General features: G+C 66.2%; 15 protein-coding genes. 11 read left to right on the top strand and 4 right to left on the bottom strand.

All coding sequences use genetic code 11. The features are described 5' to 3' along the window. The 3 genes from AC07UK_RS17520 to AC07UK_RS17510 all read right to left on the bottom strand — a co-directional run. On the bottom strand, positions 1–665 hold a 665-nt coding region (locus AC07UK_RS17520; protein ID WP_494688348.1), incomplete at its 3' end, for an IS110 family RNA-guided transposase. Positions 666–938: 273 nt separating this feature from the next. Beyond that, entirely contained in the window at positions 939–2165 is a 1227-nt protein-coding gene (locus AC07UK_RS17515) for an IS110 family RNA-guided transposase (RefSeq protein ID WP_494693886.1), read from the bottom strand. Between the two features lie 322 nt (positions 2166–2487). Beyond that, entirely contained in the window at positions 2488–2766 is a 279-nt protein-coding gene (locus tag AC07UK_RS17510; protein WP_018313129.1) for an accessory factor UbiK family protein, read from the bottom strand. A 388-nt stretch (positions 2767–3154) separates the two neighbouring features. Here AC07UK_RS17510 and AC07UK_RS17505 point away from each other — a divergent pair, with 388 nt between their 5' ends. The 11 genes from AC07UK_RS17505 (at position 3155) to mnmH (ending at position 13758) form a co-directional block, all read left to right on the top strand. After that, positions 3155–3952, top strand: a complete 798-nt coding sequence (locus AC07UK_RS17505; RefSeq protein ID WP_436220726.1) for a TorF family putative porin — start codon at positions 3155–3157, stop codon at positions 3950–3952. 49 nt (positions 3953–4001) lie between these two features. Next, positions 4002–4340, top strand: a complete 339-nt coding sequence (locus tag AC07UK_RS17500) for a P-II family nitrogen regulator (protein ID WP_010814843.1) — start codon at positions 4002–4004, stop codon at positions 4338–4340. A gap of 33 nt (positions 4341–4373) precedes the next feature. Continuing rightward, a complete protein-coding gene (locus AC07UK_RS17495) occupies positions 4374–5933 on the top strand; it encodes an ammonium transporter (protein ID WP_436220727.1) in 1560 nt (519 codons plus the stop codon). A 547-nt stretch (positions 5934–6480) separates the two neighbouring features. Continuing rightward, a complete protein-coding gene (gene gshA, locus AC07UK_RS17490) occupies positions 6481–7776 on the top strand; it encodes a glutamate--cysteine ligase (RefSeq protein ID WP_035822526.1) in 1296 nt (431 codons plus the stop codon). A 9-nt stretch (positions 7777–7785) separates the two neighbouring features. Continuing rightward, positions 7786–8754 carry a glutathione synthase gene (gene gshB / locus AC07UK_RS17485; RefSeq protein ID WP_035822528.1) on the top strand — a complete coding sequence of 323 codons (969 nt, stop codon included), beginning with the start codon at positions 7786–7788 and terminating at the stop codon, positions 8752–8754. A 67-nt stretch (positions 8755–8821) separates the two neighbouring features. Continuing rightward, positions 8822–9277 carry a PTS sugar transporter subunit IIA gene (locus AC07UK_RS17480; protein WP_436220728.1) on the top strand — a complete coding sequence of 152 codons (456 nt, stop codon included), beginning with the start codon at positions 8822–8824 and terminating at the stop codon, positions 9275–9277. After that, complete coding sequence (locus AC07UK_RS17475; protein ID WP_436220729.1) at positions 9246–9515, top strand: HPr family phosphocarrier protein; 270 nt, start codon at positions 9246–9248, stop codon at positions 9513–9515. The genes AC07UK_RS17480 and AC07UK_RS17475 overlap by 32 nt, the downstream gene beginning before the upstream one ends. Before the next feature lie 49 nt (positions 9516–9564). After that, on the top strand, positions 9565–11337 hold the full coding sequence (gene ptsP / locus AC07UK_RS17470; protein WP_436220730.1) for a phosphoenolpyruvate--protein phosphotransferase: 1773 nt from the start codon (positions 9565–9567) through the stop codon (positions 11335–11337). A gap of 214 nt (positions 11338–11551) precedes the next feature. After that, positions 11552–11857: a (2Fe-2S)-binding protein gene (locus AC07UK_RS17465; protein ID WP_041227713.1), complete on the top strand. Its 306-nt coding sequence runs from the start codon at positions 11552–11554 to the stop codon at positions 11855–11857. 126 nt (positions 11858–11983) lie between these two features. Next, the gene (gene bfr, locus AC07UK_RS17460) at positions 11984–12463 is read left to right on the top strand and encodes a bacterioferritin (protein ID WP_013955425.1); all 480 of its coding nucleotides are present in this window, start codon (positions 11984–11986) and stop codon (positions 12461–12463) included. Positions 12464–12654: 191 nt separating this feature from the next. Next, on the top strand, positions 12655–13758 hold the full coding sequence (mnmH, locus tag AC07UK_RS17455) for a tRNA 2-selenouridine(34) synthase MnmH (RefSeq protein ID WP_436220731.1): 1104 nt from the start codon (positions 12655–12657) through the stop codon (positions 13756–13758). 9 nt (positions 13759–13767) lie between these two features. Here mnmH and AC07UK_RS17450 read toward each other — a convergent pair whose 3' ends face one another. Beyond that, a complete protein-coding gene (locus AC07UK_RS17450) occupies positions 13768–14553 on the bottom strand; it encodes a HesA/MoeB/ThiF family protein (RefSeq protein WP_436220732.1) in 786 nt (261 codons plus the stop codon). Between the last annotated feature and the right edge of the window lie 132 nt (positions 14554–14685).

The following is a 14685-nucleotide window of genomic DNA, read 5'->3' as shown; positions in this document are numbered from 1 at the left end:
AGGTGCAGCTTGAGCATCGTGCGGTGGTGGTCGGTGATGTGTCCGCGCAGCGCCTCGCGCAGCTCGGCGGTCTTCTTGCGCGCGTTGCCTTGGGCCAGCGCGGCGAGCCGCACAGGGTCGTGCTCGCCGGCAACGATGGCCTTGAGCATGGCGCGGCCGCTGTGTCCGAGGATATCCGAGAGCACGCTGCCCAATTTGAGGTTGGCGTCTTCGAGGACTTTCTGGATGCGCAGGCTGTGCTGGGAGATCTCGCGCACGAGTTGCTTGCGGGTGCGCGTGAGATCGCGCAGTTCCTGAATGGCCGCCGGCGGCACGAAGCTCGATCGAATCAAGCCGTGGGCGAGCAGATCGGCAATCCACATCGCGTCGTTGACGTCGGTCTTGCGGCCGGGCACGTTGTGGATGTGCTGGGCGTTGGCCAGGACCAACTCGAAGTTGCCTTCGAGGATATGCCACACCGGCTTCCAGTACACCCCAGTGGCTTCCATGGCCACATGGGTGCAGCCGTGCAGCGCCAGCCAGTCGGCCAGCGCCAGCAGGCCGGCGGTGGTGCTGTCGAAACTGCGCACTTCGTGATGCACGGGCGCGGAGACGCAGCGCACACAGGCCACGATGGTGTCCTTGTGCACGTCCAGCCCGGCACAGCGGGGATAGAGCACTTGCATGGAGCCTCCTGCCAGAGTCAATGGCAGCGGCAGCAGCCCTCGTCGTCGAAATCTACTAGACGTGCTCTGGAGTGTTGCCACCCATGGTCACAATTCGGGGTGCTCGCAGGGCTGCGGGTCCAACTACTAAACGGGCTCGGGGCACCAAGCACAAGCCGACCTCGTTGCCGATACCAGACACCATCATATGCCCATCCAATCGCAATGCACGGGCCGCAAGCCCGCTTCATCCTTCGGGGTCGGGCTCGCCCGATGAACAACTACTAAGAAGCGTTAGACAGCATGAGCGATGGGATCCACGTGGCACCCGAGGTCGGCGAGGCGTTTGAGGAGGCGGTGGATGGTCTTCTCGGCGTGATGGCGGTCGAAGTAATCAGGGCCGAGGTCGGCGTACTCAACGCCGTCCCGGAGCATGTGGTAAGCGGCGGTGAGCATGGAAGCAGCAACCGCGAGGATGGCCTTCTTGGCGCCGCGCCGGGCTTTGATGCGCAGGAACTGGGAGCGCAGATAGCTGGTCTTGACGCGCACCGCGGCCCAGGCAGCGGTCACCAAAGCGGTTTTGAGCCAGGTGCCGCTCTTGCGCACCCGCGTGCTGCGCCGCTTGCCGGCGCTCTCGTCATTACGCGGGCACAGACCCGCCCAAGACACCAGGTGGCCGGCATCGGGAAAGCGCGTCATGTCGACGCCGATCTCCGCCAACAGGACCTGAGCGGTCAGGTCGCTAACCCCGGGGATCGTGGTCAGCAGGCGGGCGCGCTGTTGGATCGGCGCCAGCGCTTTTCCCACGACGGCGTCGAGCTCGGCGAGTGTGTGCTCCAGTGCACCAATGATGTCCAGGTGCAGCTTGAGCATCGTGCGGTGGTGGTCGGTAATGCGTCCGCGCAGGGCCTCACGCAATTCGGCGTGCTTTTTTCGGGCGTTTCCTTGGGCGAGCGCGGCAAGCCGCTCGGGATCGGTCTCGCCATCGACAATGGCCTTGAGCATGGCACGGCCGCTGCGTCCGAGCACATCCGAGAGCACGCTGCCGAGCTTGAGGTTGGCATCTTCGAGGACTTTCTGGATACGCAGGCTGTGTTGGGAGATCTCGCGCACGAGTTGCTTGCGGGTGCGCGTGAGATCGCGCAACTCCTGGGTCGCGGCCGGTGGCACGAAGCTCGATCGGATCAAGCCGTGGGCGAGCAGATCGGCAATCCACATCGCGTCGTTGACGTCGGTCTTGCGGCCGGGCACGTTGCGGATGTGCTGGGCGTTGGCCAGCACCAACTCGAAGTTGCCCTCGAGGATGTGCCACACCGGCTTCCAGTACACGCCGGTGGCTTCCATGGCCACGTGGGTGCAGCCGTGCAGCGCCAGCCAGTCGGCCAGCGCCAGCAGGCCGGCGGTGGTGCTGTCAAAGCTGCGCACTTCCTGGTGCGCTGGCGCCGAGACGCAGCGCACGCAGGCCACGATGGTGTCCTTGTGCACGTCCAGTCCGGCGCAGCGAGGAAAGAGTACTTGCATGGAGCCTCCTGCCAGAGTCAATGGCATCGGCAGCAGCCCTCGTCGTCGAAATCTACTAGACGTGTTCCAGGGTGTTGCCACCCGTGGTCACAATTCGGGGTGCTCGCAGGGCTGCGGGTCCAACTATTCAACGGGCTCGGCACCAAGCAGGAGCCGACCTCGTTACCGACACCAGCTACGATCTTATTCCTGTCTAAGCGCAATTCACCGGCCCAAAGCCCGCTTCATCCTTCGGGGTCGGGCGTGCCCGATGGACAACTGTTAACGAAAAAGGCCGCCAGGAGTGGCGGCCTTCAGGCAGGATCGGGCAGGGCCGGCGTGCTCACGCGCCCCCGGTCGAGTCCACCGAGCCGGCGCCGGGCGGGATGCCGGCGCGGCGCTCAAGCTCCGCCACGCGGCCCTCCAGTTCCTCCAGGCGGGCGCGGGTGCGGGCCAGCACCTGCGACTGGACGTCGAATTCCTCGCGCGTGACCAGGTCCAGCCTGGCAAAGCCCTGGGTCATCATGCTGCGCACGTTTTTTTCGATGTCCCTTGCCGGCGAGTTGCGCAGCGCCTCGCTGACCTTGTTCTGCAGGTCGTTGAAGAGATCGGTCGGTTTCATGGTTTCTCCTTTGCGCACCTAACTGGTGCCAATCCGGGTGGGCATCTGGCGTATAGCGCGCTTTCGCACAGGATTTGGGCGCCCCGATTGCGGGCGCGCGGCCTTGTGTGTCGCGGTACGCAGCCACCGTCAGGACTCAATTATCGCCCGTGAGGCACGTGGGCGAAAGCTCCGGCGTATCCGCGTTCACACCTTTTAACCCGATCTGGCTTCGCTGCAGGGCAGATTCAAGTCTGGCTTTGGTCACGGCACGAGATTACGGCCGACACGCATCGCCGACTTCCGCGGAGCTGGCATGGCAGTTGCAGTAGTGGGTACGCCTGCCTCATTGAATCACCGAAATCCAATAAACGAAATCCGAGCCATCAGGAAAAGGGAGAAGAAATCCATGAAGAAGTTGGCCCTTGCAGTCAGCGCGGTTGTCCTGACCAGTGCCGCTGCCACTGCCTACGCGCAAAGCACGGACGCGGCGGCCCCGGCACCTGCCGCCGCCGCGGCCGAGCCGGCATCGCCGCATACGTTCACGGCCAACGTGTCGCTGGTCTCGGACTACCGCTATCGCGGCATCAGCCAGACGAACCTGCGCCCGGCCATCCAGGGTGGCTTTGACTACGCCCACGAAAGCGGCTTTTACGTGGGCAACTGGAACTCCAGCATCAGCTGGCTCGAGGATGCCAACCCGGCGGTCTCGGCCCCGGTCGAGATGGATTTCTACGGCGGCTTCAAGAACACCTTCAAGGTTGCCGGCACCGAATTCAACTATGACGTGGGCGTGCTCGAGTACTACTACCCGGGCGGCTACAACAACCCGCGTCCCTACACCACGGAACTGTACGCCGGCATCGGCTGGGGCCCGGTGTTCCTGAAGTACTCGCACTCGGTCACCAACCTGTTTGGCTGGGCCGACAGCAAGAACAGCGGCTACATCGACCTGAGCGCCAACGTGCCGCTGAACTTCTGGGACCTGACCCTGAACGCGCACGTCGGCTACCAGGACGTCAAGCACAACAGCGATGCCTCGTACACCGACTGGAAGATCGGCCTGACCAAGGACCTGGGCAAGGGTTTCGCGCTGGCCGTGGCCTATGTCGATACCAACGCCAAGCAAGTGGCGTACACCAGCGCCAACCGTGGCCGCTACCTGGGCAAGGCGGCGGCGTGGGCCTCGATCACCAAGACTTTCTAACTCTGACGCAGCCCGGGCGGGCTGCCGGCCCGCCCCCAGGAGAATCCTGATGAAACTCATCATTGCAGTGATCAAGCCATTCAAGCTCGACGAGGTGCGCGAAGCGCTGTCGGACGTGGGCGTGTCCGGCATCACCGTGACCGAAGTGAAAGGCTTCGGCCGCCAGAAAGGCCACACCGAGCTGTACCGCGGCGCGGAGTACATCGTCGACTTCCTGCCCAAGGTGAAGATCGAAGTGGCAGTCCCCGACGACGTGGTCGAGCGCGCCATCGAGGCAGTCGAGAAATCGGCCCGCACCGGCAAGATCGGCGACGGCAAGATCTTCGTGGCACCGATCGAGCAGGTCATCCGCATCCGCACCGGCGAGACCGGCGGCGATGCCCTGTGAGCCCGAGACAGCACAACACAAGAGGTTAAGCACATGAAAACCTGGTTCAAGCGATTCCTGACGGCTGGCGCGATGGCGCTGGCCATCGGCACGGCGGGCGTGGGCATCTCCACGCCGGCCGCCGCACAGGACAAGCCGGCCGCCGAGGCATCTGCCCCGGCCGCCGCCCCCGCCGCAGCCGCTGCCGAAGCGTCGGCGCCGGCTGCTCCCGCCGCCGCTGCGCCTGCCGCGGCCGCACCGGCCGCCGCCCCCGCGGAAGCCGCCGCCGCGCCGGCCGCTCCGGCGCCCAACAAGGGCGACACCGCCTGGCTGCTGGTCTCGACCGCCTTCGTGATCCTGATGACGCTGCCCGGCCTGGCGCTGTTCTACGGCGGCCTGGTGCGCTCCAAGAACATGCTGTCGGTGCTGATGCAGTGCCTGGTGATCTTCTCGCTGGTGGCACTGCTGTGGGCGATCTATGGCTACAGCTTTGCCTTCACCGAGGGTAACGCCTTCTTCGGCGGCACCGACCGGCTCTTCATGAAGGGGCTGACGGTCGAGGCCGTGGCGGCGACCTTCAGCAAGGGCGTGGTGGTGCCGGAACTGGGCTACTTCGCCTTCCAGTGCGCCTTCGCCTGCATCACCTGCGGCCTGATCATCGGCGCCTTCGCCGAACGCGCCAAGTTCTCGGCCGTGCTGGTGTTCGTGGTGCTGTGGTTCACGTTCTCCTACATCCCGATGGCCCACATGGTCTGGTTCTGGCCGGGCCCGGACGCCTACACCGACGCCGCTGCTGGCGCCGCCGCGACCGCCAAGTCGGGCTGGCTGTTCCAGAAGGGCGCGCTTGACTTCGCCGGCGGCACCGTGGTGCATATCAACGCCGCCGTGGCTGGCCTGGTGGGTGCCTATATGTTCGGCAAGCGCATCGGCTTCGGCCGCGAGGCGATCCGTCCGCACAGCCTGACCTTCACCATGGTCGGCGCTTCGCTGCTGTGGTTCGGCTGGTTCGGCTTCAACGCCGGCTCGGCGCTTGAAGCCAACGGCTCGGCCGCACTGGCCTTCGTCAACACGCTGCTGGCCACCTGCGCCGCGGTATTGGCGTGGACCTTCGGCGAGTGGATCGGCAAGGGCAAGCCGTCGATGCTGGGCGGTGCCTCGGGTGCGGTGGCCGGCCTGGTGGCGATCACCCCGGCTGCCGGCTTCGTCGGCCCGATGGGCTCGATCGTGATCGGCCTGCTGGCTGGCCTGCTGTGCCTGTGGGGCGTGACCGGCCTGAAGCGCATGCTGGGCATGGACGACTCGCTTGACGTGTTCGGCGTGCACGGCGTGGGCGGCATCCTGGGGGCGCTGCTGACCGGCGTGTTCGCCTCGCCCAGCCTGGGCGGCACGGGCATCTACGACTACGTGACCAACAAGGTGGCGGACGACTATTCGATCGCCGGCCAGCTGTGGATCCAGTTCCAAGGCGTGCTGACCACCGTGGTGTGGTCCGGCGTGGTCGCCTTCGTGGCCTACAAGCTGGTGGACATGCTGATCGGCCTGCGGGTGCCGGAAGACGAAGAGCGCGAGGGCCTGGATATCACCTCGCACGGCGAGACCGCGTATGAAGTCTGATCGAAAAAGTGTTGTGCTGGAGAGCTGATTGGGAATCTTCTCTCAGGAGCTTTCGCCCGGCCGTGTGCCGGGCTTTTTTCTCTCCGGCATTGCTTGCGATTGCAGACATTTGCCTGGCGGCCGTGGCCGAGCCATGCGTGCGCGCATGCTCGGGGAGGACTTCCGTCGCTCCTCGCAAAACCCGCCAGCCGAGTGCCGGCAAGGGCTGGCTGGCGATCCCCCCGCGCGCTGCGCGGGCTTTTCGCAAAGTGCTTAACTCCGATCTTAAAAAGCTTCAATTGTCTTTAATGTGCGGGGCACATACATTGCCAGTGAGGCAGTTTCCTCCACCTGCAGAACGCTCCCCGTATCTGTCAGGCCATTCAAGAGCGCGGCATCGCCGCGCTTTTTTTTGCCTGTGCGGCGGGCTCTTTATTTCGCGCCGCCCATCCCCATATCGTTATCCCTCAGGCCCGGCCGTGCATATCCTTATAAGGGGGGTGCCAGCGCCTGGTTGGCCGTTCCTCTACAATCGGGGCGAACGATAAAGACGATCTATAGGATGGATATGGTCCCGCATCTCATCACCGCGCTGAACGGTCCGCTGCTCGAACTGGAAAAGAAGATCCTGGACGCCACGCCGTCCATCGAGCGCTGGTTCAGACTGGAATGGCAGGAGCATACCCCTCCGTTCTATTGCTCGGTGGACCTGCGCAATGCCGGCTTCAAGCTGGCGCCGGTCGATACCAACCTGTTCCCGGGCGGCTTCAACAACCTCGCCCCGGAAATGCTGCCGCTGGCGGTGCAGGCGGCGATGGCGGCGATCGAGAAGATCTGCCCGGACGCCAAGAACCTGCTGCTGATCCCCGAGCGGCATACCCGCAACATGTTCTACCTGCAGAACGTGGCGCGGCTGTCGCTGATCATGCGCCAGGCGGGCCTGAACGTGCGCCTGGGCTCGCTCTCCGAGGAAATCACCGAACCGACCCCGATCGAGTTGCCCGACGGCCAGACCCTGGTGGTCGAGCCGCTGGCGCGCCTGGGCACCAAGGGCCGCCGGCTGGGGCTGAAGGACTTCGACCCCTGTTCGATCCTGCTGAACAACGACCTGTCAGCCGGCATCCCGCCGATCCTGGAAAACATCAACGAGCAGTACCTGCTGCCGCCGCTGCACGCCGGCTGGTCCACCCGCCGCAAGAGCAGCCACTTTGCCGCCTATGACGAGGTGGCCAAGAAGTTCGCCAAGCTGATCGACATCGACCAGTGGATGGTCAACCCGTACTTCGCCCGCTGCTCCGGCGTTGACTTCCACGAGCGCGTGGGCGAGGAAGAGCTGGCCGACGCGGTCGAGGGCGTGCTCAAGAAGATCGCCAAGAAGTACCGCGAGTACGGCATCAAGGAGACGCCGTACGTGGTGGTCAAGGCCGATGCCGGCACCTACGGCATGGGCATCATGACCGTGCGCGACCCCTCCGAGGTCAAGGGCCTGAACCGGAAGGAGCGCAACAAGATGAGCGTCGTCAAGGAAGGCCTGGAGGTCAGCGACGTCATCATCCAGGAAGGCGTGCACACCTTCGAGAAGGTCAATGAAGCGGTTGCCGAGCCGGTGGTGTACATGATCGACCGCTACGTGGTCGGCGGCTTCTACCGCGTGCACACGGGCCGCGGCAACGACGAAAACCTGAACGCGCCGGGCATGCACTTCGTGCCGCTGGCGTTTGCGCCCAACGGCATCCCGGACAGCCATGCCAAGCCTGGCGCCGCCGTGCCGAACCGCTTCTACATGTATGGCGTGGTGGCCCGGCTGGCACTGCTGGCGGCGTCGCTGGAGCTCGAGAAGACCGACCCGAACCCGATTATCTGAGCCGCCAACATGCGCATCCTCTTCATCACCGATCCGCTGGAGACCTTCAAGACGTACAAGGACTCCACCTACGCCATGATGACCGAGGCCGCCGCGCGCGGCCACGAGCTGTACTGGTGCCTGCAGCCGCAGCTGGCGCTGTCCGGCCGCACGGTCGAGACCGTGGCCACGCGCCTGCACCTGACCGGCGAGACCAGCGACGCCGACCACAGCGCCTGGTACCGCGAGGGCAACAGCGCGCTGGAGCCGCTCTCGGCCTTCGACGCGGTGCTGATGCGCAAGGACCCGCCCTTCGACATGGAGTACGTCACCAGCACCTGGCTGCTGGAGCTGGCCGAGTCGCAGGGCGCGCGCGTGTTCAACAAGCCGCGCGCGATCCGCGACCATTCCGAGAAGCTGGCCATTGCCCAGTACCCGGAATACATCACGCCGACGCTGGTCACGCGCGACCTGGCGCGCATCCGCGACTTCCACGCCGAGCACCGCGACATCATTGTCAAGCCGCTCGACGGCATGGGCGGCATGGGCGTGTTCCGCGTCGGCGCGGACGGCATGAACCTGGCCGCGATCGTCGAGACGCTGGGCCACGACGGCGCCCGCACGCTGATGGTGCAGCGCTATATCCCGGCGATCAAGGACGGCGACAAGCGCATCCTGCTGATCGGCGGCGTGCCGGTACCGTATTCGCTGGCACGCGTGCCGATGGCCGGCGAAGTGCGCGGCAACCTGGCTGCCGGCGGCACCGGCCGCGCGCAGGAACTGAGCACCCGCGACCGCGAGATCGCCGAAGCACTGGCGCCGGGGCTGTGGGAGCAGGGCCTGCTGCTGGTGGGCCTGGACGTCATCGGCGACTACCTGACCGAGGTCAATGTGACGAGTCCGACCTGTTTCCAGGAGATCACCCAGCAAACCGGTTTCCATGTCGCGGCGATGTTCATCGACGCGCTGGAGCACGCCGTCGACGCTGCCGGCCGCTGAGCCTGGCCGGCAGCGGGAGCGCGGGGGCCGCCTGCTACAATCGGGGCAATCCAACGGATTCACCATCATGGCAGGCATTCTGATCATCGCGCACACGCCGCTGGCTTCGGCCCTGCGCGATTGCGCCGCCCACGTCTACTGCGGCCAGCCGCAGCGGCTGGAAGCCATCGACGTCCTTCCCGATGCCGATCCCGTCGTCGTGCTGGCCGAGGCCAGGCGCCGGCTGGCGGCCATCTGCGAAGACAACGGCGCGCTGGTCCTCACCGATATCTTCGGCGCCACCCCCGCCAATATCGCCGCACGCCTGGCCGAGCCGGGCCGCGTGCGCGTGCTGGCCGGCGTCAACCTTCCCATGCTCGTGCGCGCGATCTGCTACCGGGGCGAAAAGCTCGACCAGCTTGCCACCAAGGCCCTGGCCGGCGGCTCGCAGGGTGTGCTGCAGGTCGGCACCACGACTGTCCAGAACCAAACCGCAAACCATCCCGACAAATATGCTGCAGAGGGACACCACCATCATCAATAAGCTTGGACTGCATGCACGCGCGTCCGCCAAGCTGACCCAGCTCGCCGGCAACTATGTCAGCCAGGTCAAGATGTCCCGCAATGGTCGCCAGGTCGACGCCAAGAGCATCATGGGCGTCATGATGCTGGCCGCCGGGATCGGCTCGACGGTGACCCTCGAGACCGACGGACCCGACGAGCAGGAGGCGATGGACGCGCTGCTGGCGCTGATCGCCAACCGCTTTGGCGAGGGAGAGTGAGGCCGGCGGCCTCGACCCGAATTCTTAAACGTTCCTGACGGAGCGGTACATGCCTTTCGCCCTGCACGGCATCCCGGTCTCGCGCGGCGTCGCCATCGGGCGCGCGCACCTGCTTGCGCCCGCGGCGCTGGATGTGTCGCACTACCTGGTCGATGAAGAACAGCTCGACGCCGAGGTCGAACGGCTGCGCGCCGCGCGCGCCGCGGTGCGCGCGGAACTGGTCGCGCTCAAGCGCGACCTGCCGCGTGACGCGCCCGAGGAGCTGGGCGCGTTCCTGGACGTGCACGCGATGATCCTCGACGACGAGGCGCTGGCGCGCGAGCCCGAGGCCCTGATCCGGGGCCGGCGCTACAACGCGGAGTGGGCACTTACCACGCGCCTCGAAGAGCTGATGCGCCAGTTCGACGAGATCGAGGATGAATACCTGCGCGAGCGCAAGACCGATATCCGGCAGGTGGTCGAGCGCATCCTGAAGGCGCTGGCCGGGGCCCCGGTGCTGGTGCCAGCGCCGGTGCCGGCGCTGGCGGCCGACGGCGAGGCCGCGACCGGGGTGATCGTGGTGGCCCACGATATCTCCCCGGCCGACATGCTGCAGTTCCGCCATACCATCTTCCACGGCTTCGTCACCGACATGGGCGGGCGCACCTCGCATACCGCCATCGTCGCGCGCAGCCTGGACATCCCGGCCGCGGTCGGCGTGCAGAGCGCGAGCGAGCTGATCCGCCAGGACGACTGGATCATCATCGATGGCGATGCCGGGCTGGTGATCGTCGACCCGACCGCCATCATCCTGGAAGAGTACCGCCACCGGCAGAGCGAGCGGGCGCTGGAAAAGAAGCGCCTGCAGCGGCTGCGGCATACCCCGGCGGTGACGCTGGACGGGCTGGAGATCGACCTGCTGGCCAACATCGAGATGGCCGAGGACGCTGGCGCGGCGCTGTCGGCCGGCGCGGTCGGCGTGGGCCTGTTCCGTTCTGAATTTCTGTTCATGAACCGGCGCGACGAGCTTCCGGGCGAAGACGAGCAGTTCCAGGCCTATCGCGGCGCGGTCGATGCCATGCACGGGCTGCCGGTGACCATCCGCACCATCGACATCGGCGCCGACAAGCCGCTCGATGCCCGGGGCGACGGCCGCAGCGATGACTTCGAGACCGCGCTGAACCCGGCGCTGGGCCTGCGCGCGATTCGCTGGTCGCTGTCCGAGCCGGGCATGTTCCTGACCCAGCTGCGCGCGCTGCTGCGGGCTTCGGCCTTCGGCCCGGTGCGGCTGCTGGTGCCGATGCTGGCGCACGCCAGCGAGATCGACCAGACCCTGGCGCTGATCGCCAAGGCCAAGCGCCAGCTCGACGAGCGCGGCGAGGCCTACGATCCGGGCATGAAGGTCGGCGCCATGATCGAGATCCCGGCGGCGGTGCTGCTGCTGCCGCTGTTCCTGCGCAAGATGGACTTCCTGTCCATCGGCACCAACGACCTGATCCAGTACACGCTGGCCATCGACCGCGCCGACAACGCGGTGGCGCACCTGTTCGACCCGCTGCACCCGGCGGTGCTGCAGCTGGTGGCGCGCACCATCCGCGAGGCCAACCGCGCCGGCGTGCCGGTGGCCGTGTGCGGCGAAATGGCGGGCGACCCGTCCATGACCCGGCTGCTACTGGGCATGGGGCTGCGCGAGTTCTCGATGCACCCGGCGCAGCTGCTGCGGGTCAAGCAGGAGATCCTGCATGCCCACTGCGAACGGCTCGAGCCGCTGGTCGACCAGGTCCTGCAGGCCTTCGATCCGGAGGAGCAGGCGACCGCCCTGCGGCAGCTGGCACGACCCTGAAGCCATCAGGGTTTTCTGACGCAGCAGGGCGGCTGGTGCAGCACTTCCATCAGCCGGAAAGTGCCGCCAAAGCCGCCTTTTTTTTGCATTCTGTGGCGCCTACCCGACCTCTACCTATGTGGCTTAATGGGAATTGTTATCATTATTGATCTCTGATATTCTGACGTTCATTCGCAGTGGCATGCCGGTGCCACGCGCCCCACAGGAGGGAGTTGTGTACGTCTGTATCTGCAACCAGATCACCGATCGTGAGATTCACGGTGCTGCGCACCTGGGCATCGAAACCCTCGACGAACTGGCCGAAACGCTTGGCGTTGGCACGTGCTGCGGCCGCTGCCGCGACTGCGCGCAGCAGGTGTTGCAGGAAGGCGTGGCAGCGGTGCGCAACGTCACCGTGGCGACCCTCGCCAACATCCAGGTTGTGGAGATTTCTTCCTGTTCCGCATCGGGCCCATGTACCATAATGGACACTCGGGACCCGGCAGTCGCGAACGACCAGCGCAAGGCGCTGGTGGCCTGAACGCGCCCATGAACTGAAGATCCGGTTCACGGCGCGCTTTTGCGCTTTTTCCTTTTTCACTGACTGCACGGCGCCATTGGCGCCGTTTCGTGTTTTTGCGCGGGCCCGATGCAACAGGAGCCGCCAATGAAAGGTGACAAGAAGGTCATCCAGCATCTGAACGCCCAGCTCAAGAACGAGCTGACCGCGATCAACCAGTATTTCCTGCACGCCCGCATGTATCGCCACTGGGGCCTGAAGAAGCTCGGCGAGGTGGAGTACAAGGAATCGATCGGCGAAATGAAGCACGCCGACCGCCTGATCGAGCGCATCCTGATGCTGGACGGCCTGCCCAACCTGCAGGACCTGCACAAGCTGCTGCTCGGCGAAGACACGCCCGAAATGCTCAAGTGCGACCTGAAGCTCGAGCAGACCGCGCACGCCACCGTCAAGGAAGGCATCGCCTACTGCGAATCCGTGGGCGATTACGTCAGCCGCGAAATCCTGGTCGATATCCTCACCGATACCGAGGAACATATCGAATACCTGGAAACGCAGCTGGACCTGATCGACAAGGTCGGGCTGCAGAACTACCTGCAGTCGCAGTTGGAGCCGGGCGAGCAATAAGCCGGTCTCCGGCGTGGCCGCTCTCGATGAGCGGCCCGCCCCAGCGCGCGGCGCCATTCGGCATCGCCGTTTTGCTCGCCTGTTGGCAGTAACCCTTCTCATTCCAATTCCTGTCTTCATCCAGGCGTCGCTGGCGGGCAAAGGCTCCTGTCCCGCCACGGCGCCGCGCGGAACTCACCCTATGACCAGTAATGCGCCCTGATACCGCGGACTTCCGCACCCTGTTCCTCAGCGGCGTGGCCATGCTTGACGTGCGCGCGCCGCTGGAATTCGCGCGCGGGGCCTTCCCCGGCGCGGTCAACCTGCCGCTGATGGACGATGCCGAGCGCCATGAGGTGGGTCTGTGCTATGCGCAGAAGGGCCAGCAGGCGGCAATCGAACTTGGCCACCAGCTGGTGTCGGGCCTGCGCAAGGCGGCGCGGATCGCAGCCTGGGCGGAGTTTGCGCGCGCGCATCCGGACGGCTACCTGTATTGCTTCCGCGGCGGGCTGCGCTCGCAGCTGGTGCAGCAATGGCTGCACGCGGCCGGTGTCGATTACCCCCGCGTGACTGGCGGCTACAAGGCGATGCGCGGCTTCCTGATCGAGACTACCGATGCCGCGGCGGCACAGCAGCAGTGGTTCGTGCTGGGCGGCCTGACCGGCAGCGGCAAGACCGATGTGCTGGCCGACGTGCCCGCCGCGATCGACCTCGAAGGCCATGCGCGGCACCGCGGCTCGGCCTTCGGGCGGCGCGCGCTGGCGCAGCCGCCGCAGATCGATTTCGAGAACGCGCTGGCCATCGACGTGCTGCGGCATATTGACGCAGGCTGGCGCGCGCTGCTGGTGGAGGACGAGGGCCGCTTTATCGGCAGCCGCGACGTGCCGCAGGCGCTGACGCAGCGCATGCAGGCCAGCCCGCTGGTGTGGCTGGAAGCGTCGTTCGATGAACGCGTGGAGCGCGTGCTGCGCGACTATGTGCAAGGGCTGGCGGCGGAGTTCATCGCCGAGAAGGGCAGCACGGAAGGCTTCGAAGCCTACGCCACGCGCCTGCGCGAGGCCATGGCCGGGATCTCGCCGCGGCTGGGCGGCGCCCGCTACGGCCAGCTGTCAGCGTTGCTGGACCAGGCGCTGGCGCAGCAGGCGGAGCGCGGCCAGGTAGATCTGCACCGCGACTGGATCGCCGTGCTGCTGCGCGAGTACTACGATCCGATGTACGCCTTCCAGCGCGAACAGCGCGAGGCGCGCATCGTCTTTCGCGGCGACCGCGCCGCCGTCACCGACTGGCTGCGGGCGCACACGGCGCAGCGGGACTAGCCTTCGGCTTCAGTGCCCGGCACAGACCGGGCAATCCGGCGTACGTGCCAGCCGCATCGTGGTCCATTCCATCGACAGCGCATTGACCATCAGCAGCCGGCCCGCCAGGCTCTCGCCGACACCGGCGAGCAGCTTGAGCGCCTCGGCCGCCTGCACCGTGCCGACCATGCCGACCAGCGGCGCGAACACGCCCATGGTCGCGCAGGCCACTTCCGGCGCGGGTTCGGCCGGCGGGAACAGGCAGGCATAACAGGGCGCGTCGGGCTGGCGCCGGTCGAACACGCTGATCTGGCCATCGAAACGCAGCGCCGCGCCTGACACCAGCGGCACCTTGTGGCCCACGCAGGCGCGGTTGACCGCCTGGCGCGTAGCGAAGTTGTCGCAGCAGTCGAGCACCACGTCGGCCGTGGCGACGAGCTGGTCAAGCTCTGCATCGCCCACGCGCGCGGGCACCGTCACGATCTCCAGCCCCGGGTTGATGCGCAGCATGCCTTCGCGCGCCGAATCCACCTTGGGACGGCCCACGTTGGCGGTGGTGTGGATGATCTGGCGCTGCAGGTTGGTCAGGTCGACTTCATCGTTGTCGACCACCGTGATGCGGCCCACCCCGGCCGAGGCCAGGAACGGCAGCGCGGCCGCGCCCAGGCCGCCGGCGCCGATCACCAGCGCATGGCCGGCCAGCAGGCGCCGCTGGCCCTCGATGCCAAGCTCATCCAGCAGGATGTGGCGCGAGTAGCGCAGCAGTTGTTCGTCGTTGAGGCCGTCATTCAGGCCGTCGTTCTGGTCGTCGTTCATGATGGCTGGCGCGGGGCTGGTGCGGCGCTTCGTGTTGCGGTGAGGGCGGCAGGGCCGGGCAGGTCACGCATGGCATTGTGCTCCAACTTGCTTTCCCATGCCGGGCGGGCGGGAATGAAAAAAGCGGCCCCG

It is taken from the genome of Cupriavidus sp. GW821-FHT07C08 (assembly GCF_059419025.1).
The sequence above is the reverse complement of the archived record's forward strand: the minus strand, read 5'-3'. Positions and strand labels throughout refer to the sequence as shown.

Coding starts and splice junctions, on each gene's coding strand:
- AC07UK_RS17515 (WP_494693886.1), bottom strand. CDS start 2,165: ATGCAAGTACTCTTTCCTCGCTGCGCCGGACTGGACGTGCACAAGGAC.
- AC07UK_RS17510 (WP_018313129.1), bottom strand. CDS start 2,766: ATGAAACCGACCGATCTCTTCAACGACCTGCAGAACAAGGTCAGCGAG.
- AC07UK_RS17505 (WP_436220726.1), top strand. CDS start 3,155: ATGAAGAAGTTGGCCCTTGCAGTCAGCGCGGTTGTCCTGACCAGTGCC.
- AC07UK_RS17500 (WP_010814843.1), top strand. CDS start 4,002: ATGAAACTCATCATTGCAGTGATCAAGCCATTCAAGCTCGACGAGGTG.
- AC07UK_RS17495 (WP_436220727.1), top strand. CDS start 4,374: ATGAAAACCTGGTTCAAGCGATTCCTGACGGCTGGCGCGATGGCGCTG.
- gshA (WP_035822526.1), top strand. CDS start 6,481: ATGGTCCCGCATCTCATCACCGCGCTGAACGGTCCGCTGCTCGAACTG.
- gshB (WP_035822528.1), top strand. CDS start 7,786: ATGCGCATCCTCTTCATCACCGATCCGCTGGAGACCTTCAAGACGTAC.
- AC07UK_RS17480 (WP_436220728.1), top strand. CDS start 8,822: ATGGCAGGCATTCTGATCATCGCGCACACGCCGCTGGCTTCGGCCCTG.
- AC07UK_RS17475 (WP_436220729.1), top strand. CDS start 9,246: ATGCTGCAGAGGGACACCACCATCATCAATAAGCTTGGACTGCATGCA.
- ptsP (WP_436220730.1), top strand. CDS start 9,565: ATGCCTTTCGCCCTGCACGGCATCCCGGTCTCGCGCGGCGTCGCCATC.
- bfr (WP_013955425.1), top strand. CDS start 11,984: ATGAAAGGTGACAAGAAGGTCATCCAGCATCTGAACGCCCAGCTCAAG.
- mnmH (WP_436220731.1), top strand. CDS start 12,655: ATGCGCCCTGATACCGCGGACTTCCGCACCCTGTTCCTCAGCGGCGTG.
- AC07UK_RS17450 (WP_436220732.1), bottom strand. CDS start 14,553: ATGAACGACGACCAGAACGACGGCCTGAATGACGGCCTCAACGACGAA.